The organism is Mesorhizobium calcicola (assembly GCF_042682105.1).
GTDB lineage: Bacteria > Pseudomonadota > Alphaproteobacteria > Rhizobiales > Rhizobiaceae > Mesorhizobium > Mesorhizobium calcicola.
Genome location: NZ_JBHUGY010000002.1, coordinates 1 through 20,412 on the forward strand (window position 1 = coordinate 1; position 20,412 = coordinate 20,412).

Genomic DNA, 20,412 nt, shown 5'->3' on the forward strand with positions numbered 1-20,412 from the left:
GGTCGCCCAGTCGATGCAGCCATCGGTGATGCTCTGGCCGTAGACGAGCGGCTTGCCGGGCACCCCGTCCTGCCGGCCGGCGACGAGATTGCTCTCGATCATGACGCCGATGATGCGCTCGTCGCCCGCCGCCACCTGGCCTGCGACATCGGCCGCGACCTTCGGCTGGTTCTCGGGCTTCTTGCCGCTGTTGGCGTGGCTGACATCGATCATTAGCCTGGGGGCCACGCCGATGCGGGCGAGTTCCACGCTGGCGGCCTCGACGCTCGTTGCGTCATAATTGGGCGCGATGCCGCCGCGCAGGATGACGTGGCAGTCCTCATTGCCGGTGGTCGTCGCGATGCCGCTGCGGCCGCCCTTGGTCACCGCCATGAAATGGTGCGGCTGGGCGGCCGATTTCACCGCCTCGGCGGCGATCCGCAGGTTGCCGTCGGTGCCGTTCTTGAAGCCGACCGGGCAGGACAGGCCGGAGGCGAGCTCGCGATGGATCTGGCTCTCGGTCGTGCGCGCGCCGATGGCGCCCCAGGCGACGAGGTCGGCGATGTATTGCGGCGTGGTCATGTCGAGGAATTCGGTTGCCGCCGGCAGGCCGAGATTGTTGACGGCGGAAAGCACGTTGCGCGCCATCCGCAGCCCCTTGTCGATGTTGAAGCTGCCGTCGAGGTCGGGATCGTTGATCAGGCCCTTCCAACCGACCGTCGTGCGCGGCTTCTCGAAATAGACCCGCATCACGATCTCCAGCCGGTCGGACAGGGCTTCGCGCAGCGCCGCCAGACGGCTGGCATAGTCTACTGCCGCGACCGGGTCGTGGATCGAACAGGGGCCGACGATGACGAGCAGTCGATCGTCGGTCCCGTTCAAGATGGCGTGGGTTGCATTGCGTGACGCGGCAACGGTGCGCGTCGCCGTCAGAGTGCGCGGTATCTCCCGCATCACCTGGTCCGGCGTGCTCAGTTCTCGGATTTCCTTGACCCGAAGGTCGTCTGTGGTGGTCAACACGGCTTTCTGCTCCTGATTGGGAGACCTGCCGGCTGAAACAAAAAAGCCGCCAGGTCTGGCGGCTGTTCGGATCTTGTTGCTGCAATCTTCAGATCGAGCGCAATCCTCCCGCCGCCAGCGAGCTCCTAAAGTACCAATACGTGGCGGTCAGGTTGATCATGAGGCTCATATAGTCGAAGCGGAGGCGCTTGTCACGTGTCTGATGACAGCCAATTCGGGATTGGCCGAAGCGCCTAAACTTCGTCATCCCTGGGCGGAGCAGGAGCGAAGCTCCGTCGCGGAGACCCTGGGATCCATGCCGCGACATTAGCCGACGAATGCTGCGGGGCAGAATTCTGCACCGCAGCAGCGCTTTGAAGTCGCGGCATGGATCCTCGGGTCTGCGCTGCGTCGCTACGCTCCTTGCTCCGCCCGTGGATGACGAAGCGAGGGCGTTTTCGCTAGACTTCCGTGATCCTACTCCGGTGACGCCCCGGCAATGCTCTGGTCATAGTCGACCAGCGATCCGGTCATCACGCCGGACTGCGGGCTGACCATGTAGCTGATCAGCCGGGCAAGCTGGTCCGGCTTCACCAATTGACCCATCGGCTGCGCGGCTTCGGCCTTTGCCAGCCAGTCGTCCGGCGCGTCGTGCCATTTCTTCTGCACGATGTCCTCGCCCTCGGTGTCCATCCAGCCGGGCAGCACAGCGTTGCTGCGGATGCGATTGTGCCGATACGCATTGGCGACGTTCTTGGTTAGCGTCATCAGCGCGCCCTTGCTTGTGGAATAGGGCGTCAGGAACGACTGGCCGCAATGCGCCGACATCGACAGCACATTGACGATCGAGCCGGGCGCCTTGCGCTCCAGCAGATGGGCGACCAACCCCTGCATCAGGAAGAAGGGTCCACGCACATTGGTGTCGAAGATCTGGTCGAAAAGCTCTTCGCTCGTCTCGACCAGCGACCCGCGCGCCGATGTCGCGGCGGCATTGACCAGCGCATTGATGGTGCCGAAATGCGAGATCGCGGTGGCGACAGCGCGCTTGCAGTCGACCACCTTCGAGACGTCGGCGCTGATGAAGATCGCGTCGACGCCCAACTTCTTGAAATGAGCGACGGCCTTGTCGCCCTTTTCCTGCGAGCGCCCGACCAGTGCCAAGGCCCGGCAGCCTTCGTCGGCCAGCGCCTCGGCGACGGCAAAGCCGATGCCTTGCGCGCCGCCGGTGACGATGGCGCGTGTTTCATGATTGCGACCGGCTGATGCGCTCATCGCTGTGCTCCTGTGTCTGGCGTTCTTACTTTGCCGCGTCGAGGCGGACGGTCTTGCCCGATGTCGCCGACTTCAGTGCCGCATCGGCCAGCTTCAGGGCCACGAGGCCGTCCGCACCGCTCGGCGCCGCCTTCTTGCCTGACGTCGCTGCCGTGATGAAGGCGGCGATCTCGATGGCATAGGCGTCGAGGTAGCGGGTCATGAAGAAGTCGTGCAGCGGCGGCCGCGTATAGCCCTTCTCGTTGGCCAGTTCGATCGACACCGGCCTCTGGTTCTCGGCCGCTACCATGCCCTTCGAGCCATGCACCTCGATGCGCTGGTCATAGCCATAGGTGGCGCGGCGCGAGTTGGAGATCACCGCCTGCTTGCCGGAAGCGGTCTCGAGGATGACGCTGACGCTGTCGAAATCGCCGGCCTCGCCGATCTTCTTGTCGACCAGCACCGAGGCATGGGCGCTGACCGCCACAACCTCTTCACCCAGCAGGAAGCGCGCCATGTCGAAATCATGGATGGTCATATCGCGGAAAATGCCGCCCGAGCGCTTGATGTAGTCGATCGGCGGCGCGCCCGGATCGCGCGAGGTGATGGTGACCATCTCGACGGTGCCGATGGCGCCGTCGTCGATCGCCTTGCGCACGGCGGCGAAGTGCGGATCGAAGCGCCTGTTGAAGCCGACCATCAGCGTCGCCTTGGCCTTCTCGACCACGGCCAGGCACTTCTCGACGCGCTTGACGTCGAGGTCGATCGGCTTCTCGCAGAAGATCGCCTTGCCGGCCTTGGCGAAACGCTCGATCAGGTCGGCATGGGTGTCGGTCGGCGTGCAGATGACGACGGCGTCGATGTCTTTGGACTTTTCAATGGCGTCGATGCTGCGCACTTCGGCGCCATAGGCCGTTGCCAGTTCGGTCGCCGCTTTCTCGAAGGCGTCGGCAACCGCGACCAGTTTGGCCTGCGGGTTGGAGCCGACGGCGCGGGCGTGGACCTTGCCGATGCGGCCGGCACCGAGGAGGGCGAAGCGGAGTACCATGGAATGTCCTTTGAGGATGGTTCGAAGCGGGGCGCCGGTCATGGGCGCGGTTGATTTTCCGGTCAAGACGACATCGACAGGGAGGCGATGACCATCGCCTCCGTGCCCGGCCCTAGGCCGCGAGTTCCGCCTCCCCGGTCTTGGCGCCGGTGATGTAGGAGACGATATCGTTTCCGTCGGTGTCCTGCTTGCGCAAATTGGCGACGATGCGGCCGCGGCGGAAGACGACGATGCGGTCGCAAAGGTCGAACACCTGGCGCATGTTGTGGCTGATCAGGATCAGCGGCTCGCCATTGTCCTTCAGCGTGCGGATGATGTTTTCGACCTGCGCGGTCTCCTGCACGCCGAGTGCGGCCGTCGGCTCGTCCATGATGATCAGCTTGGAGGCGAAGGTCGCGGTCCTGGCGATCGCCACGCACTGGCGCTGGCCGCCCGACATGTGGCGGATGGTGTTGGACAGGTTGGGGATCTTCACCGCCGTGCGGACCAGCGCTGCCTCGGTCGCCTTGCGCATGTATTTGCGGTCCAGGATCGAGAAGGGCCCGAGATTGAACAGCACCTTTTCGCGGCCGAGGAACAGGTTCGACGGCACGTCGAGGTCGTCGGCCAGCGCCAGGTTCTGGAACACCGTCTCGATGCCGGCTTCGCGCGCCGCGATCGGCCCGGTGAAGTTCACTTCCTTGCCGTCGAACCAGATCTTGCCGTCGGTGCGCTGCTCGACGGCGGTGATCTGGCGCACGAAGGTCGACTTGCCGGCGCCGTTGTCGCCCATGATGGCGACATGCTCGCCCTTGCGCAGTTCGAAATTCGCGCCTTCCAGCGCATGCACGCCGCCATAGCGCTTGGTCAGGTTTTCGGTCTTCAGGACGATGTCTGCCATGATCAAGCCCTCATTGCCCGCAGGCGTTGACGCCACTGGTCGAGAACGACCGCACCGACGATGATCACGCCCTTGACCATCTCCTGGTAGTAGGCGTCGAGGCGCAGGAAGGTGAAACCGGAGATGATGACGCCGAAGATCAGCGAGCCGATCACCGTGCCGACGATCGAGCCGCGGCCGCCCGACAACGAGACGCCGCCGATGACCGCCATGGCAATCGCGTCGAGTTCGTACATGACGCCCATGCCCGACTGCGCGGTGAGGTTCTTGGAACTCAGCACCACGGCGGCGAGCGCGGCGAGCACGCCGGCGATGACGTAGACGAGGATCTTGTGGTTGGCGATCTTGATGCCGGACATGCGCGCGGCGTCCTCGTTGGAGCCGATCGCGTAACAGTGCTTGCCGTAGCGCGTGTAGGTCATGATCAGCTGGAACAGCACCGCCAGCGAGAGGAAGATGATGACCGGCATCAGGCCTTTGCCGATGCCTGCGAAACTATCGGTGGGAAACGAGATCGGCTGTCCCTTGGACCACCATTTGGCGATGCCGCGCGCGGTCACCATCATGCCGAGCGTGGCGATGAACGGCGGAATGCGCGTGTAGGCAATCAAGGCGCCGTTGACCAGGCCGGCGAACAGCCCGCAGCCGATCGCCACCAGCAGCGGCACGATGACAGGCAGGTCGGTCCAGCCCTGGGCCAGGAACATCGCCTTGGGGTTGGGGTTGCCGTTGACGGTCGCCACCTGGGCAAAACTCATGGCGATCATCGCGGTCGCGCCGACGATCGAACCCGAGGACAGGTCGATGCCGCCGGTGATGATCACCTGCGTGACGCCGATGGCGATGATGCCGACAATCGATACCTGCAGGATGATGATCTGCAGGCGCGCCTCGTTGAAGATCGCGCTGACGTCGCTGCGGGTGTTGAACAGGAAGCTGTCGCCGAGAAAGATCCGGCCGATCAGTTCGAAGACGACGACGAGGATGACGAGCGCCAGGAAAACGTTGATTTCGGCGGGCCATGCGCGCTTCTTCGCGTCATAGCCGACCCCGCCGACGCCATGAGATGTCTGTGCCAAAGCTTCTATCCTCCGTCAGCCGCGGTCGCCCCTCGCTGCCTTGCCGGCGCTGAGGGAAAGGGAGGAGCGGCGCTCTAAGCGCCGCTCCTTATGTCCGCTGCTCAGTTCTTCTTCAGGAACTTGTCGATATTTGCCGGCGTCACCAGCTGGAAGGGCACGTAGACCTTGTGTTCGACCTTCTCGCCCTTGGACAGTTTCAGGGCCGCGTCCAGCGCGCCCGCGCCCTGGCCGGCCGCGTCCTGGAACACGGTTGCGTCAAGGTCGCCGGCCTGCATCGCGGCAAGCGCGTCCTGGGTGGCGTCGACGCCGCCGACCACGACCGACTTCATGTCGATGTTGGCGGCCTTCATCGCCTGGATGGCGCCGATGGCGCTTTCGTCATTGTTGGCGATGACGCCATCGAACGGCTTGCCGGTCGACAGCCAGTTGGTCATCAGGTTCTGGGCCTCGTCGCGGTTCCAGTTCGACGTCTGCTTGTCGATGATCTTGATGAAGCTGCAATCCGGCGTGGCGATCACCTCTTCGATATCCTTGGTGCGCTGCACGGCGGCCTGGTTGGACAGCTCGCCCATGATCACATAGACGTTGGCTTCCTTCTTGCCGGCTTCCTTGAACAGGCGGCAGACTTCCTTGGTCTCGAGCGTGCCGGAATCGGCCTCGTTCGAAGCGACGAAGGCCTGGTTGTCCGGCAGTTTGTCGACATTGACCGGTTCGCGGTTGACGTAGACCAGCGGGATCTTGGCGGCCGCCGCGGCGTCCGACATCGCCTGCGTGGCCGAAGTGTCGACCGGATTGACGATGATCGCGTCGACGCCCGAGGCGGCGAAGTTCTTGATCTGGTCGAGTTGCTTGGCAACGTCGTTCTGCGCGTCCTCGACCTGCAGCTCCACGCCGCTCATGCCCTTGGCCTGCTCGATCATGCCGTTGCGCAGCACGGTCAGGAAGTTGTCGTCGAACTTGGCCATCGACACGCCGACCTTGGCGGCCATGGCGGATGAACTCATCAGCGCCGCGAAAGCGACGCCCAAAACCAGTTTCTTCATTGTGTTTCTCCTCCACATATTGGTGTCCGGTTGCACCGATCTATCCGGAATCCCCGATCTCCCCGGGGAATCTCTCCCTGATATCGCTTCGCTCCCTGTGGCATTCCCTGTTTGGGCTGGAACGCCAAACCCTCTGTTTGAAACAGACGTTCCGGAACGAAAGAACCAAAATGCGCGGTTGGTGAAATATTTATTCCATTTCAACGGAACGTCAAGGGCGATTCCGCGGCCTGCCGCCGGATTTTCGGATCGTTCTGATGGATTCTATCATTTCCGGCGGCTGCTCTCGCCCGGCAAAGGTTAGATATTTTCCGGCAGATAGATGTCGAAGGGCAGGAAGGTCTGGCCAGGCGCGTTGGCTGCGCCGGTTTCGATGGCATGCACCATCCGATCGACCAGTTCGCGACAGAGCGCGGCCAGCGGCGTCGAGATCACCATGGTGAGGATGTTGTCGGCGAGTGCCGCGCGCGACTCGGCGTTGATCTCGTTGCAGACGACCACAGGCATATGTGCGGGTCTTGCTGCCCGCAGCGCCGAGACCGCGCCTTCCATGCCACCGCCCGCGACGTAGCAGCCGGCAAGATCCGGATAGCGCGCCAGAAGATCGATCATCGCATCATGGGTTACCTGGTTTGCCTCCAGGTTGACCAGCGTTTCCAGCACGCTGAAGTCGGGTGCATGCTCGCGAAAGAAAGAGCGGAAGCCGATCTCGCGCAGCTCATGGCCATGGAAGCGATGGCTGCCGACGAACAGCGCGACCTTGCCCGGCCGCCTGGCGGCCTTCGAAATCATCCAGGCCGCGGTGCGGCCGACCTTGCGGTTGTCGAGGCCAACATAGCCCTCGCGGATACCGGCGGCAAAGTCGGACAGCAGTGAGAAGACCGGTTGCCCCTTCGCCTTCAACGCCTCGACCGCCGCCGTCAGGGTCGGATGGTCCGGGCCGACAACGGCGATGGCTCTCGATTTTGCCGCCAGCCTGCGCATCTGGGCGGCGATCTCGTCGGGGACCAGGGAACTGGCGAAGTCGATGGTTGCGACACCACGGAATCGCTGCGATTGCGAGACCGCCAGTTCGAGCTCCGCTGCGAAATCGCCGTAGAAGACATCGTTGCCTCGCAAAAGCAGGAAGCCGAGCCGGTACTCCGGCAGTTCATGGCGCATCCGCTGCTTGATCAGGCCGGCCGCGTGATAGCCGATCTCGGTCGCGGTCTCATAGACGCGCCGCGCGGTCTCCTCGCGCACCGGCAGGCGGTTGTTGAGCACGCGGTCCACCGTGGCAACGCTGACGCCGGAGATGCGCGCCAGATCGGATATGGTCGGCCGTTTCGCCATGCTTGCCCCCTTGGATTGTTCGCTCTTCATACATCATTCTGATAGGAAATGATAGAAACTATCTTCGTGATGTTGAGTCTATCATGCATCGGCGTTATTTTCAGCCTCGAAGCCAAAGGGCTATCGGGCATTCGCTGTGGCGAGCGCCTTTGCCAAGGGAGGCAACCATGTCCACTGCGCCGTCCCGGCGTGACTACAGCCTGATCGGCCGCGACGCCAAGCTCGCCGTCGAGACCGGCCTGTCGGCGGCCGAGTGGTATCATACCGACATCCCGCGTAAGCAGATGAAGGAGCTGATGCAGCGCTCCGACGGGCCGGCGATCCGCGACACCATCATCTGGCTCGCCGCCTTGATCGTCAGCGGCGCCGGCGGCGCCTGGTTCTGGGGCACATGGTGGTGCGTGCCGTTCTTCTTCGCCTATGGCGTTCTCTACGGCTCATCCACCGATTCACGCTGGCACGAATGCGGCCATGGCACCGCCTTCCGGACGCAGTGGATGAATGATGCGATCTATCAGATCGCCAGCTTCATGATCATGCGCAATCCGGTGACCTGGCGCTGGAGCCACACGCGCCATCACACCGACACCATCATCGTCGGCCGCGACCCGGAAATCTCGGTCATGCGGCCGCCGGATCTGCTGCGCGTCGTCCTTGCCTTTGTCGGCGTGCTCGACGCCTGGCATGCGATGAGCGACATGCTGCGCAACGCGGCCGGCAACATCAGCGCGGCGGAAAAGACCTTCATTCCCGAGCAGGAGCAGCCGAAGGCGATCCGCATCGCCCGCATCTGGACGGCGATCTATGCCGCAACCATCGCGCTGGCGCTCTCTACCGGCTCGTTCCTGCCTTTGATGCTGGTCGGCCTGCCCAGGCTCTATGGCGCCTGGCACCACGTCATGGTCGGGCTGCTGCAACATGGCGGCCTGGCCGACAACGTCACCGATCACCGCCTCAACAGCCGCACCGTCTACATCAACCCGATCAGCCGGTTCATCTACTGGAACATGAACTATCATGTGGAGCATCACATGTTTCCGATGGTGCCCTATCATGCGCTGCCGAAGCTGCATGAATTGATCAAGCATGATTTGCCGGCGCCGACCCCGTCGATCCTGGCCGGCTACCGCGAGATGATCCCGGCCTTCCTGCGACAATTGCGCAACGAGGACTATTTCCTCAAGCGCGAGCTGCCGCCGACCGCCAGGCCATACCGCGAGGAATTCCACGACGATGCCGTCGCCGCCGCGGCGGAATGATCGCGCGCTGGCTATCCGATTTTCCAGGGAGGACCGAATGAGCGACTGGGTCGAGGCGTGTGCCGCCGGCGATATCGACGAAGAGGATGTGATGCGCTTCGACCATGGCGGCCGCACCTTCGCCATCTATCGCAGTCCCGACGATGACTATTTCGCCACCGATGGCCTTTGCACGCACGAAAAGGTGCACCTTGCCGATGGCCTGGTGATGGACGACATCATCGAATGCCCCAAGCACAATGGCCGCTTCAACTACAAGACGGGGGACGCCCGCGGTGCGCCGGTCTGCGTCAACCTCAAGACCTATCCGGTCAAGGTCGACGCCGGCAAAGTCCTGATACGGATCGGATGACTGGTGTGGCGCGGGGAATGGTCATCATCGGCGCCGGCGAATGCGGCGGCCGGGCAGCACTGGCGCTGCGCGATCTCGGTTATGAGGGGCCGGTGACGCTGGTCGGCGACGAACCGCATCTGCCCTACGAGCGCCCGCCTCTGTCCAAGGAGGCGATGGCCAGCGATGCGCCCGAAATCAAGGCGATCGCCAGCGACGCAATTCTGGCCGAAAAATCGATCCGCCATATCCATTCCGTCCAGGCGGTGGCGATCGACCGTGCCGCGCACAGGGTGCGTCTGTCGGACGGTTCGGCCCTGCCTTACGAGAAGCTGCTGCTGGCCACCGGCTCGACCCCGCGCAAGCTGCCGATGCCGGGATTGGGGGCGCGCTGCGCCTATCTCCGCACCTTCGCCGATGCGCTGGCCATTCGCGCCCATCTCAGCGCCGGCAACCGTATCGCCATTGTCGGCGGCGGCTTCATTGGCCTCGAACTCGCCGCCGCGGCCCGCAAGCTCGGCGCTGCGGTCACCGTCATCGAGGCGCAGCCGCGCATCCTGATGCGTGGCGTCCCGGCCGAGATTGCCGAGATCGTCCATGATGCGCATATCGCCGAGGGCGTCGACATTCTGTGTGGCGACGGCATTGCGTCCATCGCCGACGACGGCAAGGAGGTGCGCGTGACGCTTGCCGGCGGATGGGAGATATCAGCCGATCTCGCCGTCATCGGCATCGGGGCCGTGCCGGTGACCGGGCTGGCCGCCGAAGCGGGGCTGGCGATCGACAACGGCATCGCTGTCGATGCCGAGCTGCGCAGCAGCGATCCCGACGTCTTTGCAGCCGGCGATTGCTGCTCGTTTCCGCTCGCCGTCTACGGCGGCCGCCGCGTGCGGCTGGAAGCCTGGCGCAATGCCCAGGAGCAGGGCGCACTGGCGGCGAGGAACATGCTGGGCGCCGGCGAGGCGCATGCCGCGGTGCCGTGGTTCTGGTCGGATCAGTATGGCCTGTCGCTGCAGATCGCGGGGCTTTCCGACGAAGGCCGCAGCGTCGTGCGCCGCGATCTCGGCGACGGCGCCTTCATCCTCTTCCACCTCGCCGAAGACGGCAGGCTGGTGGCAGCCAGCGGCATCGGCCCCGGCAACGCGGTCGCCCGCGACATCCGGCTGGCCGAAATGCTGATCGGCAAGCGGGCGAAGCCGGCGCCTGAAGCGCTGGGATCCCAGGCCGTCAAGCTGAAGTCGTTGCTGGCGGCCTGAGCCGTGGTTTCACAGCATGCTCTCGGCGCGGTTGCCGAGGAGTTGCGCAAATTCGACGCGTTTCTGAGGTCCGAACAGTAATGGAGTGTACCTCCATTTCACTTGTTCCCTGCTGTTCGACGGCATTTCGCATACCCGGTCCTAGGCTGGCATGTCGGACGTTGTCTTGTCTCACCCTGGAAACAAAACTCATCCACAACTTTCAGCGCCTAACTTTCATACGGCTCTATCTCTGGTTGGGCAAATAAAGGTATCAATCCTGCACTTGCGGTCAGTGGCGAGCGTGCATGATTAGACGGCTAATAGCTGGATTGACCTTTGCATTACTGCTCGGCCTGACTGTTGGCCGTCCGGCCGCGGCGGATCAATTGCCGACGTCGAATCCCGCAACTTTCGTGCGGATACTGCTCGATGCGCGGGAAGGCGAGACGGATTTTGCCCGCGCCAAGCTTGCTGTCGACAGGTTCATCGATCCTTCCGTCGATGAAGCCGCCGCGCTTGCTGAAATCGACGGCATGGTGGCGACCGTCAACAAGATGCTGGGCACGCTGCCGCCAGATGCCGCTTCAACCAGCATGGAGAAGATGAAGGCCCTGCGTACGTTTCTCTACGAGGGCGGCTGGTGGAACAATGGCAGGCCGTTCCAGTACGATCTTTCCGACCCCTGCGGCCAGCAACCCGGCGCACAGCTGCTTTCCAACTATCTCGCAACCCGAAAAGGCAACTGCGTCTCGATGCCGGCCCTATTCCTCGCCTTGGGGGAGCGGCTGGGGCTGAATTTGACGCTGTCGACGGCACCGCTACATGTGTTCGTGAAGTTCACCGACGACGCGACGGGCAAGACGTGGAACCTCGAAACCACGAGCGGTGCGGGTTTTACGCGGGACATATGGTATCGGCAAAAGCTCGAGATAACCGACAAGGCAATCGTCAACGGCGTCTATCTCAAGACGCTGTCGCGCCGGGAAGCGCTGTCGATCATCGCAACGGCGGTTCTCGACAACCTCACCACCACCGGCCGCTATGACGAAGCCATCGCTGTCGCCGATGTGCTGATCGAGGCCTATCCGGCCAACGCCTATCCGTTGGTGAAGAAAGGCACGGCCTACTATCGGCTGCTCGACGCCAACATCATCAAGAAATACCCGAAGCAGAGCGACATTCCGGCCGACAAGATCGCCTATGCGAACGACCTCTACCGGGCCAATCAAGACGCTTTCGCTAAGGCTGAGGCGCTCGGATGGCGCCAACCGAAGCTGAATTAGAGACCAAGGACGATTTGAGAGGCGGGGGATATGATGATTGGATCGAGCGGCACAGGATCGTTCAACGCATACTGGCGGCGGTGCTGGCTATCTCCATAGTGGTTTCGGGCACGGCAGGGGCCTATGCGGCGTCCGCATTTGGCCCGCACATGCTGTGGCAACGCACGCAATCCGACATTCTGCCTGCCCGTTTCATCTCGCCCGATACGATGGACCCGACATTGCCCGGCGTCGGCACTAATCGCTATTCGTATTCGCAGAATGACCCGATCAATAAATCCGACCAGAACGGACATACGGCAGGTGTTGAAGCGGGCGTAAAAGGCCTCTTGGGCGCTCTCCACGATTTTTTCGGTGGACTATTTGCAGGAGCAAGCGAAGGGCTTGGTGCAAGAGCCGGTGCATTCTTGGGTGGGCCTATTGTCGGAGTTGTAGTTGCCGTGATGGCACCCGTGCCGATGGCCGACGGCAAGTTAACTGACAAAGACCGTGCCGATGCCGCAGCCAGTGCTGCCTCATCGCCTTCCGATCCTGGAGATGATAAGGACAAAAAAGATAAAAAGGATGAAAATAAAACTGATGAGACTAAGACTAGGGCAAGCGATCCGATTAAGGATAAGGCAAAATTAGAAAAACAAATGGCTGAGCGTGGCTGGACACCCGATCAACTCGAAGAGGCCATAGCGAAAGGCGAGAAACATCCGGCTGTAAACAATCAAACAGGTGAACCAGCTACGCGATATGTAAGCCCTACAACAGGTCGGTCTGTTGTGGTGGACAACAAAACAGGCAGTATAATACATGTTGGTGGCGATGGATTCCAATACTAATTCGGCCGAAAAATTCATCATTCATGTGGTTCTGTTAAGTGAGAATGTTTATGTATCGCGCCCAGTGCTGGCAAAAAAAATAGCAAAAAAAATATTCTTTATTTGCGAACAGAAAGTACCTGACCATGAGGTCTGGGAATTTGAACCCGGTACTTTTGTGTCTGTAGAGGAGAGGCGTGGTGACGACGAAGCGTATCTTCTAGCTGTGGCGGTCGCCAAGGGCGGACGTCAAAGCCGAAGCGCTCGGCCTTTAAAATAACGCCTTCAGCTCCGGCAGCTTGTCGTTGACCAGCCAGCCGTAATAGTTCTCTTCCGGCAGCTTTTCCGGTTCGCCGGCGGCGCGGCGCTTGTCGTTCTCCGCCTTCAGCGCATCGGCGCGCTGCTCCGGATTGCCGACATTGTAGAGCGTCGCGGTAACCCCCGGATTGCCCGAAATGTCGAAGCCGGCAATGTTCTTGTAGGCATCGATCGATTTCCGGATCGTCGCGGCGACGTAGGGCAGCGTCAGGTCCGGATCCATGATGGTCTTGTAGACCGAATTGGGATCGGCGACGTCGAGCTTCGGCAGGCCGGAAACCTTGTGTACGAGATCGCTCATCTGCAAGGCGGTCAAAGGATTGAGCTGGCCGAGGCCGAAGGTCTGGCCGGCATAGTAGGGCTGGAAGAAGGTGGCGCCGAAACGGTCGTCGGGGAAGCTTTCGCCGCCGACGCTCTTGCCGCGAAACGAATGGTTCCACACCTGCTCGCGGCATTCCCACAGATCATAGCTGTCGCCCGCGCATTTCTTGAATTCCGGCCGTTGCACGAAATCGGTGATGTCCTCGCCGTCATAGGCGAAGGAGAGCTTGCTCGAGAGATAGGAGATTGCCTTGACGTAGTAGGTCTGCAGCCGGTCGTAGGCGTCGACATTGTAGGTGTGCTCGCCGACGATGGCGCCGACGATGTGCAGCGGATCGATACCGTAGGCGGCCGCCGCCTTCTTGATCTTGCCGCGCAGATCGGCATCGTTTTGCAGCAAGGCGTAGACTTTGCGGTACTTTGCCTGGAAGGTGGTGTTGGTCGCTTGCGTGCGCCGGCTCGAGGCGCCGGGTATATCGGGCTGCTCGGCATTGCGGTTTCCCGGCGGCACCAATGTCGCCGCATCGGCGGCGAACAGCGTCGCCGCCAGCGTCAAGCCGAGAATGACCAGTGTCAGTTTTTTCATGCGCCGCCGCCTGCGAATTTGCGGGCAAACTAGGGTAGTGCTCTGGGTTGAGTCGAGAGCACCCCTTCACCCGGTAAGACGAAAGGTGGCCAGATGGTACCATCTGGCCACACATGATCTGTTTGCCGGACCGTGTTGCAGCGCATCGGCCCAAAATCGGAATCGATTTTTGGAAAGCACGATGCGCCACTTTGAAGAAGCCCGCGCCGGAAAAGCCCGGCGCCGTCGTTTAAAGGATGAATCGCGACAAATCTGTGTTTCTGGAGAGATCGCCGACATGCTTTTCCACATAGGCGGCGTCGATGGTGACCGTCGTGCCGTTGCGGTCCGGCGCGTCGTAGGAGACCTCGTCCAGCACCCGCTCCATCACCGTCTGCAGCCGCCTGGCGCCGATGTTCTCGACGCTGTCGTTGAGGTCGACGGCGATGCCGGCCAGCGAATCGATGGCGTCGGCGGTGAAGGCCAGGTCGACGCCCTCGGTCTTCATCAGCGCGATATACTGCTTGATCAGGCTGGCTTCGGTCTCGGTCAGGATGCGGATGAAATCGTCCTTCTCCAGCGCCCGCAATTCGACGCGGATCGGCAGGCGTCCCTGCAATTCCGGCAACAGGTCCGACGGCTTCGAGACATGGAAGGCACCGGAGGCGATGAACAGGATGTGGTCGGTCTTCACCGGCCCATATTTGGTCGCCACCGTGGTGCCTTCGATCAGCGGCAGCAGGTCGCGCTGCACGCCTTCGCGAGAAACGCCGGCGCCCATGCCGCCTTCACGCGACGCGATCTTGTCGATCTCATCGAGGAAGACGATGCCGTCATTCTCCGTCGCATCGAGCGCCTGGCGCACCACCTCGTCCTGGTCGAGCAGCTTGTCGGACTCGTCGTTGACCAGCAGCGCGTAGGACTCCTTGACCGTCGTCTTGCGCGACTTGGTCTTCTTGCCGCCCATCGCCTTCGACAGCATGTCGTTGATGTTGAGCACGCCGATATTGGCGCCCGGCATGCCGGGAATCTCGAAGCCGGGCATGCCGCCATTGCCGGTGTCGGCCACTTCGATCTCGATCTCCTTGTCGTCGAGTTCGCCATCGCGCAGCTTTTTGCGGAAACTATCGCGCGTGGCCGGGCTCGCCGTCTTGCCGACAAGCGCCTCCAGCACGCGTTCCTCGGCGTTGAGGTGGGCGCGCGCCTTGACGTCCTCGCGCATCTTCTCGCGCACCAGGCCAATGGCAATCTCGACCAGGTCGCGGATGATCTGTTCGACGTCGCGGCCGACATAGCCGACTTCGGTGAACTTGGTCGCCTCGACCTTGACGAAAGGCGCCCCGGCAAGGCGCGCCAGGCGGCGCGAGATTTCGGTCTTGCCGACGCCCGTCGGCCCGATCATCAGGATGTTCTTCGGCATCACCTCTTCGCGCATCTGGCCTTCCAGCTGCTGGCGGCGCCAGCGATTGCGCAGGGCGATGGCCACGGCGCGCTTGGCGTCCTTCTGGCCGATGATGAAGCGGTCGAGTTCCGAAACGATTTCGCGGGGAGAAAATGTGCTCATATCACTAAATTCCACTTTGCCACTGCTTGATGGCCTCGAACGGATGCAGCAGCATGATCACGTTGAGTGTCAGATTATCCCTGATGAGATAGCCGGTACCCAGTTCGAAGATGACGGCGAGGCTGACGATCACCCATATAGGTAGCCTTCGCGCCATCACAAATCCCAGCACCATGGCCAGTGTATCGGACACCGAATTGATGACGCTGTCGCCGTAATAATCGAGCGAGATGGTGCCGGCGCGGTAGCGGTCGATGATGAACGGGCTGTTCTCGAGCAACTCCCAGCCGCCCTCGATGAGGACCGCGAATGCCAGCCTCAAGCCGATTGGCGAGCGCGGAAACAGGAACCGCGCCAGCGCGTAGAACAGGAAGCCGTGGATGATGTGCGAGAAGGTGTACCAGTCCGAAATGTGCTGGGAGTTCTCCGAACTCTGCACGACACCATGCCAGAGCTTCACATAGCCGCAGGTGCAGATCGGTGTCCGGCCCATCAGGTAGAGCGTGACGGCCTGGACGATGACCAGGCCAAGCACGATCAGCAGCCCCATCCGCCAGCTGTTTTCGTAGGCCGAGAGCTCTTTGTCCTCGACGGATGCGATCATGCCTTATTCCCCCTCATGCGCGTTGCGTCTCGACCATCACAAAGCCCGTCACGCCTTCAGCGGCGGCAGCCGGCGAATCACGGCCGCCGGCAAAGTGGGTTTGACGACAATCCGCCGGATACGCTGCCAGCCAGCCCCGAACAGAATAATCAGCGCGCCGACAACTACCAGGATCAAGGCAAAAGGCGGGATACCCGTCGAATCGGAGGCTGAATTCACCAGATAATAGATACCCAGCGAGCCGAAGTAAGCCAATGTAGGAACCAGAAGCGAACGGCGGTCTATGGCGAGCGCGACATAGAGGAAGCCGAGGATCAGGACCGTCAGCATGATGGTTGCATTGGCGTCCGGCGCGATATGTCCGAATACGACGTTCTGGCCGGTTGCCATGATAAAGAGCGGATGCACCAGCATAGGCGCCGAGACGACATGCAGCCAGAAAGCGCAATCTGACCAGATCTTGCGTCGATCCCTATCGTAAATGTCAAAAGCTACACCCGTCGCGAACACGATCAGGCCGCAGACCAGCGGCATGTAGAGTGCCGCGCGGAGCAATTCGGGAACATCCTCAAGGCGTGGCGGCGCAATCGCGCCCGTTGTCACACTATCATACAGGATTATCGCCGTTTGCAGGAAGGCAAGCAGTGTGAAGGCGATGGCGATAGCCCCGGCAATGATGGGGACGCGAAAGCGCCAGAAATAGATCGCCGCCGCAATTATTCCTCCTCCCAGGAACAGATATCCGGCCCGGGACGCCGTCTGGCGCAACGCCAATAGCTGCCAGATAGTCTCCGGCTTGCGTATGCCGAAGCTGGCCTCCACTCGTAGCGCCAGAGCGACCAGAATGGCGGCCATGAAAATCAGGGCAAGCACGGACGACGATAATTTCATCCGGTGCTGACGCGTGACAATTTCGGCGAGCCCCCAGGCGAAAACCGCGAGGATGCCAGCGATCCAGAATGTCTGGCCTGGAAGCAAGGTGGTGAGGACAAAGAAGAAGCCGGCGCTAAGCAGAACTGTTCCCACGGTGACGAACAGATCGTTGCCGCCGCCGACCAGCCGCAGGTTTTCCTCGTCACCCTCGTCATCGGCGCGCCTGGCCTCGGGGGCGAGAGCGCCCGCGCGTTCCATGGCCTCCAACTGATCGCGCAGGGTTTGCGAGATCAAACCTTTCGCGACCGCTTTGTCGAGTGTTTCGGCGCTGATCAATTGGGCTCCTGCGGCGCGTCGCGCGCCATCATCAACGCCGGGCCGAACTCCGATGTTCTGGTGTCAAAGGCAACAAAGCCAGCCTTTTCATAGGCCCGGATGGCCCGAGCATTGCCCCGGTCGGGGTCGATGATGACGCGCGGCACGCCTTCCTCGAACAGCTGCTCGACGAATTGCCGCACGATCGCCGAGCCGTGGCCGAGGCCGACCAGTTCCGGCCGGCCGATCGACAGGTCGATGCCGAGCGTCCCAAACGGCTGGTCGGCATAGGGGTGGTCGTCTTCAAGATGCGGGTCGTAGCTCTGCAAATAGGCGATCGGCTTTCCGTCGAGCTCGACGATCAGCGGCTCGACGGAAATGCTGTCGATATGGTCGCGAATCTCGGCGATTTCCGTCTCGGGGTCGTCCCACCATTCCGCGACATGCGGTTCGGCGAGCCAGCCGGCGATCATCGGCAGGTCTTTTTCCGTCACCGGCCGAAAATCGTAGAGCACGGCCTGCTCAAGCGGCATCGAGCGTTTCGACGACGAAGTTGTTGTTGGTGTAGACGCAGATGTCGGACGCGATCTGCATCGCCTTGCGGGCGATCTCCTCGGCGTCCTTGTCGGTGTCCATCAGCGCGCGCGCGGCCGCCAGCGCGTAATTGCCGCCGGAGCCGATGGCCATGACGCCATGTTCGGGTTCGAGCACGTCGCCGGTGCCGGTCAGCGCTAGCGAGACCGACTTGTCGGCAACCAGCATCATCGCCTCCAGCCGGCGCAGATAGCGGTCGGTGCGCCAGTCCTTGGCGAGTTCGACGCAGGCGCGCGTCAGCTGGTCGGGATATTGTTCGAGCTTGGCTTCCAGCCGCTCCAGCAGCGTGAAGGCATCGGCGGTGGCGCCGGCGAAACCGGCGATCACATTGCCGCCCTTGCCGATGCGGCGCACTTTCCTGGCGTTGCCCTTCATGATGGTCTGGCCGAGGCTGACCTGGCCGTCGCCGGCAATGACCACCTTGTTGCCCTTGCGCACCGTCACGATGGTCGTGGCGTGCATGGTCAGTGTATCAGACATTTCCTGGCTCCGATTCGCGCGATCCCTAAAAGGCGATTGGCGCGGTACGAGTGACTTGACCGGCCATATGTATGCACAGGCCCGGTGATTGCAAACGGCTCGATAGCGACCCGGATGGCAACTGGCAATCGCTGGATCATGCTGCTAGAAGGCTCTCGTTTTCAAGCCGGTGACGGCTTGGAACGCGTGAAACCCTGGGACAAGGACAAGGTCATGTCGCCCCGTTCCGCCGAAGCAAGCCGCAAGACCAAGGAAACCGATATCGCCGTATCGGTCCATGTCGACGGCTCGGGCAAGTCAGATATCTCGACGGGCGTCGGTTTCTTCGACCATATGCTGGATCAGCTGTCGCGCCATTCCTTGATCGACATGACGGTCAGGGCCAAGGGCGATCTGCATATCGACGACCACCACACCGTCGAGGATACCGGCATCGCGCTCGGCCAGGCACTGGCCAAGGCACTCGGCGAACGGCGCGGCATCATGCGCTATGCCTCGATCGACCTCGCCATGGACGAGACGCTGACGCGCGCGGCGATCGACGTTTCCGGCCGGCCGTTCCTGGTCTGGAACGTTTCCTTCTCGTCGCCGAAGATCGGCACGTTCGATACCGAACTGGTGCGCGAATTCTTCCAGGCGCTGGCGCAGAATGCCGGCATCACGCTGCATGTCACCAATCATTATGGCGCCAACAACCACCATGTCGCCGAGACCTGCTTCAAGGCGGTGGCGCGTGCGCTGCGCGCCGCACTTGAACGCGACCCGCGCCAGCCGGACGCAGTTCCCTCCACCAAGGGATCGTTGAAGGGGTAAGGTGATGGCCATCTATGTCGTGATGGAACCGCCCGGCCGCAGCGACAAGGCCGATGCAACGGCCTTTGTCCGCGATGGCTTCGCCTGGCTCGGGTTCCTGGTGCCGCCGCTATGGTTCGCCTGGCACCGGCTGTGGATCGAAGCGGCGCTCGCCTTCGTCGCCGCCGGCCTGCTTTCGATGCTCGGCCAAAAGCTTGGCCTTGGGCTGGCCGGCTCGCTGCTGTCGCTTCTGGTTTCGCTCTATGTCGGACTGGAAGGGCAGGGGTTGCGGATCGCGGCGCTCCGCCGCCGTGGCTGGCACGAATGGGGTGTGATCGAGGCCGGTCGGCTCGACGAAGCCGACATGCGCTATGCGCTGGAAGCGGAAGCACTTTCCGATCAAGCCGTGCCAGTGCCGCGCATCGTCCCGGATGCCGCCATGGCGCGCCCGGCGCAGCCCGGCATGGCGCTGGGCCTGACCCACATTCCGGGAAGATCCTGACATGCGGGTTGCGATCATCGATTACGGTTCGGGCAATCTGCGCTCGGCCACCAAAGCCTTCGAGCGCGCCGCGCGCGAAGCCGGCATATCGGCTGAAATCGACCTGACTGCCGATGCCGAACGGGTCCGCACCGCCGACCGCATCGTCCTGCCCGGCGTCGGCGCCTATGCCGACTGCGCGGCCGGCTTGCGTGCCGTCGACGGCATGTGGGAAGCGGTGGAAGAGGTCGCGATCGCCAAGGGTCGACCCTTCCTCGGCATCTGCGTCGGCATGCAGCTGATGTCAGAGCGCGGCCTGGAAAAGACCATTACCAACGGTTTTGGCTGGATCGCCGGCGACGTCAAGGAGATCACCCCGGCCGATCCGGCGCTGAAAATCCCGCAGATCGGCTGGAACACGATCGAGCTCAGGCGCCAACACCCGCTGTTTTCCGGCATCCCGACCGGGACCAACGGACTGCACGCCTATTTCGTGCATTCGTATCATCTCGATGCGCAGAAGTCCGACGAGGTTCTGGCGATCGCCGACTATGGCGGCCCGGTAACGGCCACCGTCGCCCGCGACAACCTGGTCGGCACGCAGTTCCATCCAGAAAAAAGCCAGGCCCTTGGCCTGGCGTTGATCACCAATTTCCTGCGCTGGAGGCCCTGAAGAAACATGAACAAGAAGGGCTACTGGATGGCGATGATCGATGTCCGCGATCCCGAAATGTACAAGCAGTACATCGAGGCGAATGCCGTTGCCTTCACGAAATACGGCGCGAAATTCCCCGTGCGGGCCGGTCGCTACGAGAATCCGGAAGGACCGACCGGCAATCGTCATGTACTGGTCGAGTTCGAATCCTACGACCAGGCGGTCGAATGCTATCATTCGCCGGAATATCAGCACGCCTCGAAGTTCCGGCTTGCCGCCTCGACCGGCCATTTCGTCATTGTTGAAGGCGCTTGAACGG

23 protein-coding genes are annotated in these 20,412 nt (G+C 62.1%); 10 read left to right on the top strand and 13 right to left on the bottom strand.

Annotated elements, in window-relative coordinates:
* The 7 genes from ACFSQT_RS00660 to ACFSQT_RS00690 form a co-directional block, all read right to left on the bottom strand.
* Positions 1 to 999, bottom strand: a 999-nt coding sequence (locus ACFSQT_RS00660) for a 3-deoxy-7-phosphoheptulonate synthase (protein ID WP_379016541.1), incomplete at its 3' end; no start/stop codon positions are given.
* A gap of 456 nt (positions 1,000 to 1,455) precedes the next feature.
* Positions 1,456 to 2,250: an SDR family oxidoreductase gene (locus tag ACFSQT_RS00665; protein WP_379016542.1), complete on the bottom strand. Its 795-nt coding sequence runs from the start codon at positions 2,248 to 2,250 to the stop codon at positions 1,456 to 1,458.
* Positions 2,251 to 2,275: 25 nt separating this feature from the next.
* Positions 2,276 to 3,277, bottom strand: a complete 1,002-nt coding sequence (gene iolG / locus ACFSQT_RS00670) for an inositol 2-dehydrogenase (RefSeq protein WP_379016543.1) — start codon at positions 3,275 to 3,277, stop codon at positions 2,276 to 2,278.
* Positions 3,278 to 3,389: 112 nt separating this feature from the next.
* On the bottom strand, positions 3,390 to 4,157 hold the full coding sequence (locus tag ACFSQT_RS00675; protein ID WP_095083257.1) for an ATP-binding cassette domain-containing protein: 768 nt from the start codon (positions 4,155 to 4,157) through the stop codon (positions 3,390 to 3,392).
* Positions 4,158 to 4,159: 2 nt separating this feature from the next.
* The gene (locus tag ACFSQT_RS00680) at positions 4,160 to 5,236 is read right to left on the bottom strand and encodes an ABC transporter permease (RefSeq protein WP_379016545.1); all 1,077 of its coding nucleotides are present in this window, start codon (positions 5,234 to 5,236) and stop codon (positions 4,160 to 4,162) included.
* Positions 5,237 to 5,337: 101 nt separating this feature from the next.
* The gene (locus ACFSQT_RS00685) at positions 5,338 to 6,279 is read right to left on the bottom strand and encodes a sugar ABC transporter substrate-binding protein (protein ID WP_379016546.1); all 942 of its coding nucleotides are present in this window, start codon (positions 6,277 to 6,279) and stop codon (positions 5,338 to 5,340) included.
* 300 nt (positions 6,280 to 6,579) lie between these two features.
* Positions 6,580 to 7,611, bottom strand: coding sequence for a LacI family DNA-binding transcriptional regulator (locus tag ACFSQT_RS00690; protein ID WP_379016548.1), 1,032 nt, complete (start codon positions 7,609 to 7,611; stop codon positions 6,580 to 6,582).
* Positions 7,612 to 7,778: 167 nt separating this feature from the next.
* Between ACFSQT_RS00690 and ACFSQT_RS00695 the strand changes: the two genes are divergently transcribed.
* The 6 genes from ACFSQT_RS00695 to ACFSQT_RS00720 all read left to right on the top strand — a co-directional run bounded on the left by ACFSQT_RS00695 (position 7,779) and on the right by ACFSQT_RS00720 (position 12,811).
* Complete coding sequence (locus tag ACFSQT_RS00695) at positions 7,779 to 8,870, top strand: fatty acid desaturase family protein (protein ID WP_379016549.1); 1,092 nt, start codon at positions 7,779 to 7,781, stop codon at positions 8,868 to 8,870.
* 37 nt (positions 8,871 to 8,907) lie between these two features.
* Complete coding sequence (locus tag ACFSQT_RS00700) at positions 8,908 to 9,222, top strand: MocE family 2Fe-2S type ferredoxin (protein ID WP_379016550.1); 315 nt, start codon at positions 8,908 to 8,910, stop codon at positions 9,220 to 9,222.
* Positions 9,219 to 10,457 (top strand): NAD(P)/FAD-dependent oxidoreductase, encoded by a 1,239-nt coding sequence (locus ACFSQT_RS00705; protein ID WP_379016552.1) that lies wholly within the window; start codon positions 9,219 to 9,221, stop codon positions 10,455 to 10,457. The genes ACFSQT_RS00700 and ACFSQT_RS00705 overlap by 4 nt, the downstream gene beginning before the upstream one ends.
* A gap of 311 nt (positions 10,458 to 10,768) precedes the next feature.
* On the top strand, positions 10,769 to 11,722 hold the full coding sequence (locus tag ACFSQT_RS00710) for a transglutaminase family protein (protein WP_379016553.1): 954 nt from the start codon (positions 10,769 to 10,771) through the stop codon (positions 11,720 to 11,722).
* A complete protein-coding gene (locus tag ACFSQT_RS00715; RefSeq protein ID WP_379016554.1) occupies positions 11,698 to 12,552 on the top strand; it encodes a colicin E5-related ribonuclease in 855 nt (284 codons plus the stop codon). The genes ACFSQT_RS00710 and ACFSQT_RS00715 overlap by 25 nt, the downstream gene beginning before the upstream one ends.
* Positions 12,524 to 12,811, top strand: a complete 288-nt coding sequence (locus ACFSQT_RS00720) for a hypothetical protein (protein WP_379016555.1) — start codon at positions 12,524 to 12,526, stop codon at positions 12,809 to 12,811. Before ACFSQT_RS00715 ends, ACFSQT_RS00720 begins: the two co-directional genes overlap by 29 nt.
* Here the strand turns inward: ACFSQT_RS00720 and ACFSQT_RS00725 are convergent.
* From ACFSQT_RS00725 to hslV, 6 genes are all read right to left on the bottom strand, one after another.
* Positions 12,803 to 13,756 (bottom strand): DUF1402 family protein, encoded by a 954-nt coding sequence (locus ACFSQT_RS00725; RefSeq protein WP_379016556.1) that lies wholly within the window; start codon positions 13,754 to 13,756, stop codon positions 12,803 to 12,805. The genes ACFSQT_RS00720 and ACFSQT_RS00725 overlap by 9 nt on opposite strands.
* 229 nt (positions 13,757 to 13,985) lie before the next feature.
* Positions 13,986 to 15,299, bottom strand: a complete 1,314-nt coding sequence (hslU, locus tag ACFSQT_RS00730; protein ID WP_379016557.1) for an ATP-dependent protease ATPase subunit HslU — start codon at positions 15,297 to 15,299, stop codon at positions 13,986 to 13,988.
* A 4-nt stretch (positions 15,300 to 15,303) separates the two neighbouring features.
* Complete coding sequence (locus ACFSQT_RS00735) at positions 15,304 to 15,903, bottom strand: DUF2585 domain-containing protein (protein WP_379016559.1); 600 nt, start codon at positions 15,901 to 15,903, stop codon at positions 15,304 to 15,306.
* A 48-nt stretch (positions 15,904 to 15,951) separates the two neighbouring features.
* A complete protein-coding gene (locus tag ACFSQT_RS00740) occupies positions 15,952 to 17,112 on the bottom strand; it encodes a hypothetical protein (protein WP_379016560.1) in 1,161 nt (386 codons plus the stop codon).
* Positions 17,109 to 17,624 (bottom strand): GNAT family N-acetyltransferase, encoded by a 516-nt coding sequence (locus ACFSQT_RS00745; RefSeq protein ID WP_379016561.1) that lies wholly within the window; start codon positions 17,622 to 17,624, stop codon positions 17,109 to 17,111. Before ACFSQT_RS00745 ends, ACFSQT_RS00740 begins: the two co-directional genes overlap by 4 nt.
* Positions 17,614 to 18,165: an ATP-dependent protease subunit HslV gene (hslV, locus tag ACFSQT_RS00750; protein ID WP_379016562.1), complete on the bottom strand. Its 552-nt coding sequence runs from the start codon at positions 18,163 to 18,165 to the stop codon at positions 17,614 to 17,616. The genes ACFSQT_RS00745 and hslV overlap by 11 nt, the downstream gene beginning before the upstream one ends.
* A gap of 213 nt (positions 18,166 to 18,378) precedes the next feature.
* On the opposite strand from hslV, the gene hisB reads away from it, so the two are divergent.
* From hisB to ACFSQT_RS00770, 4 genes are read left to right on the top strand one after another with little or no spacing between them, the layout of a single operon-like run.
* Complete coding sequence (hisB, locus tag ACFSQT_RS00755) at positions 18,379 to 18,978, top strand: imidazoleglycerol-phosphate dehydratase HisB (protein WP_379016563.1); 600 nt, start codon at positions 18,379 to 18,381, stop codon at positions 18,976 to 18,978.
* 4 nt (positions 18,979 to 18,982) lie between these two features.
* The gene (locus ACFSQT_RS00760; RefSeq protein ID WP_379016564.1) at positions 18,983 to 19,459 is read left to right on the top strand and encodes a DUF2628 domain-containing protein; all 477 of its coding nucleotides are present in this window, start codon (positions 18,983 to 18,985) and stop codon (positions 19,457 to 19,459) included.
* A 1-nt stretch (position 19,460) separates the two neighbouring features.
* Positions 19,461 to 20,111: an imidazole glycerol phosphate synthase subunit HisH gene (gene hisH, locus ACFSQT_RS00765; RefSeq protein WP_379016565.1), complete on the top strand. Its 651-nt coding sequence runs from the start codon at positions 19,461 to 19,463 to the stop codon at positions 20,109 to 20,111.
* Positions 20,112 to 20,117: 6 nt separating this feature from the next.
* On the top strand, positions 20,118 to 20,408 hold the full coding sequence (locus tag ACFSQT_RS00770; RefSeq protein WP_379016566.1) for a DUF1330 domain-containing protein: 291 nt from the start codon (positions 20,118 to 20,120) through the stop codon (positions 20,406 to 20,408).
* Positions 20,409 to 20,412: the final 4 nt, after the last annotated feature.

Excerpts from the sequence above, each read along its gene's own strand:
- hisB (WP_379016563.1), top strand. The coding sequence starts at position 18,379 with ATGTCGCCCCGTTCCGCCGAAGCAAGCCGCAAGACCAAGGAAACCGAT.
- ACFSQT_RS00770 (WP_379016566.1), top strand. The coding sequence starts at position 20,118 with ATGAACAAGAAGGGCTACTGGATGGCGATGATCGATGTCCGCGATCCC.
- ACFSQT_RS00665 (WP_379016542.1), bottom strand. The coding sequence starts at position 2,250 with ATGAGCGCATCAGCCGGTCGCAATCATGAAACACGCGCCATCGTCACC.
- ACFSQT_RS00745 (WP_379016561.1), bottom strand. The coding sequence starts at position 17,624 with ATGCCGCTTGAGCAGGCCGTGCTCTACGATTTTCGGCCGGTGACGGAA.
- ACFSQT_RS00685 (WP_379016546.1), bottom strand. The coding sequence starts at position 6,279 with ATGAAGAAACTGGTTTTGGGCGTCGCTTTCGCGGCGCTGATGAGTTCA.
- ACFSQT_RS00720 (WP_379016555.1), top strand. The coding sequence starts at position 12,524 with ATGTTGGTGGCGATGGATTCCAATACTAATTCGGCCGAAAAATTCATC.
- ACFSQT_RS00695 (WP_379016549.1), top strand. The coding sequence starts at position 7,779 with ATGTCCACTGCGCCGTCCCGGCGTGACTACAGCCTGATCGGCCGCGAC.
- ACFSQT_RS00735 (WP_379016559.1), bottom strand. The coding sequence starts at position 15,903 with ATGATCGCATCCGTCGAGGACAAAGAGCTCTCGGCCTACGAAAACAGC.
- ACFSQT_RS00715 (WP_379016554.1), top strand. The coding sequence starts at position 11,698 with ATGGCGCCAACCGAAGCTGAATTAGAGACCAAGGACGATTTGAGAGGC.
- hisH (WP_379016565.1), top strand. The coding sequence starts at position 19,461 with ATGCGGGTTGCGATCATCGATTACGGTTCGGGCAATCTGCGCTCGGCC.
- ACFSQT_RS00705 (WP_379016552.1), top strand. The coding sequence starts at position 9,219 with ATGACTGGTGTGGCGCGGGGAATGGTCATCATCGGCGCCGGCGAATGC.
- hslU (WP_379016557.1), bottom strand. The coding sequence starts at position 15,299 with ATGAGCACATTTTCTCCCCGCGAAATCGTTTCGGAACTCGACCGCTTC.
- hslV (WP_379016562.1), bottom strand. The coding sequence starts at position 18,165 with ATGTCTGATACACTGACCATGCACGCCACGACCATCGTGACGGTGCGC.
- ACFSQT_RS00690 (WP_379016548.1), bottom strand. The coding sequence starts at position 7,611 with ATGGCGAAACGGCCGACCATATCCGATCTGGCGCGCATCTCCGGCGTC.
- iolG (WP_379016543.1), bottom strand. The coding sequence starts at position 3,277 with ATGGTACTCCGCTTCGCCCTCCTCGGTGCCGGCCGCATCGGCAAGGTC.
- ACFSQT_RS00725 (WP_379016556.1), bottom strand. The coding sequence starts at position 13,756 with ATGAAAAAACTGACACTGGTCATTCTCGGCTTGACGCTGGCGGCGACG.
- ACFSQT_RS00675 (WP_095083257.1), bottom strand. The coding sequence starts at position 4,157 with ATGGCAGACATCGTCCTGAAGACCGAAAACCTGACCAAGCGCTATGGC.
- ACFSQT_RS00760 (WP_379016564.1), top strand. The coding sequence starts at position 18,983 with ATGGCCATCTATGTCGTGATGGAACCGCCCGGCCGCAGCGACAAGGCC.
- ACFSQT_RS00700 (WP_379016550.1), top strand. The coding sequence starts at position 8,908 with ATGAGCGACTGGGTCGAGGCGTGTGCCGCCGGCGATATCGACGAAGAG.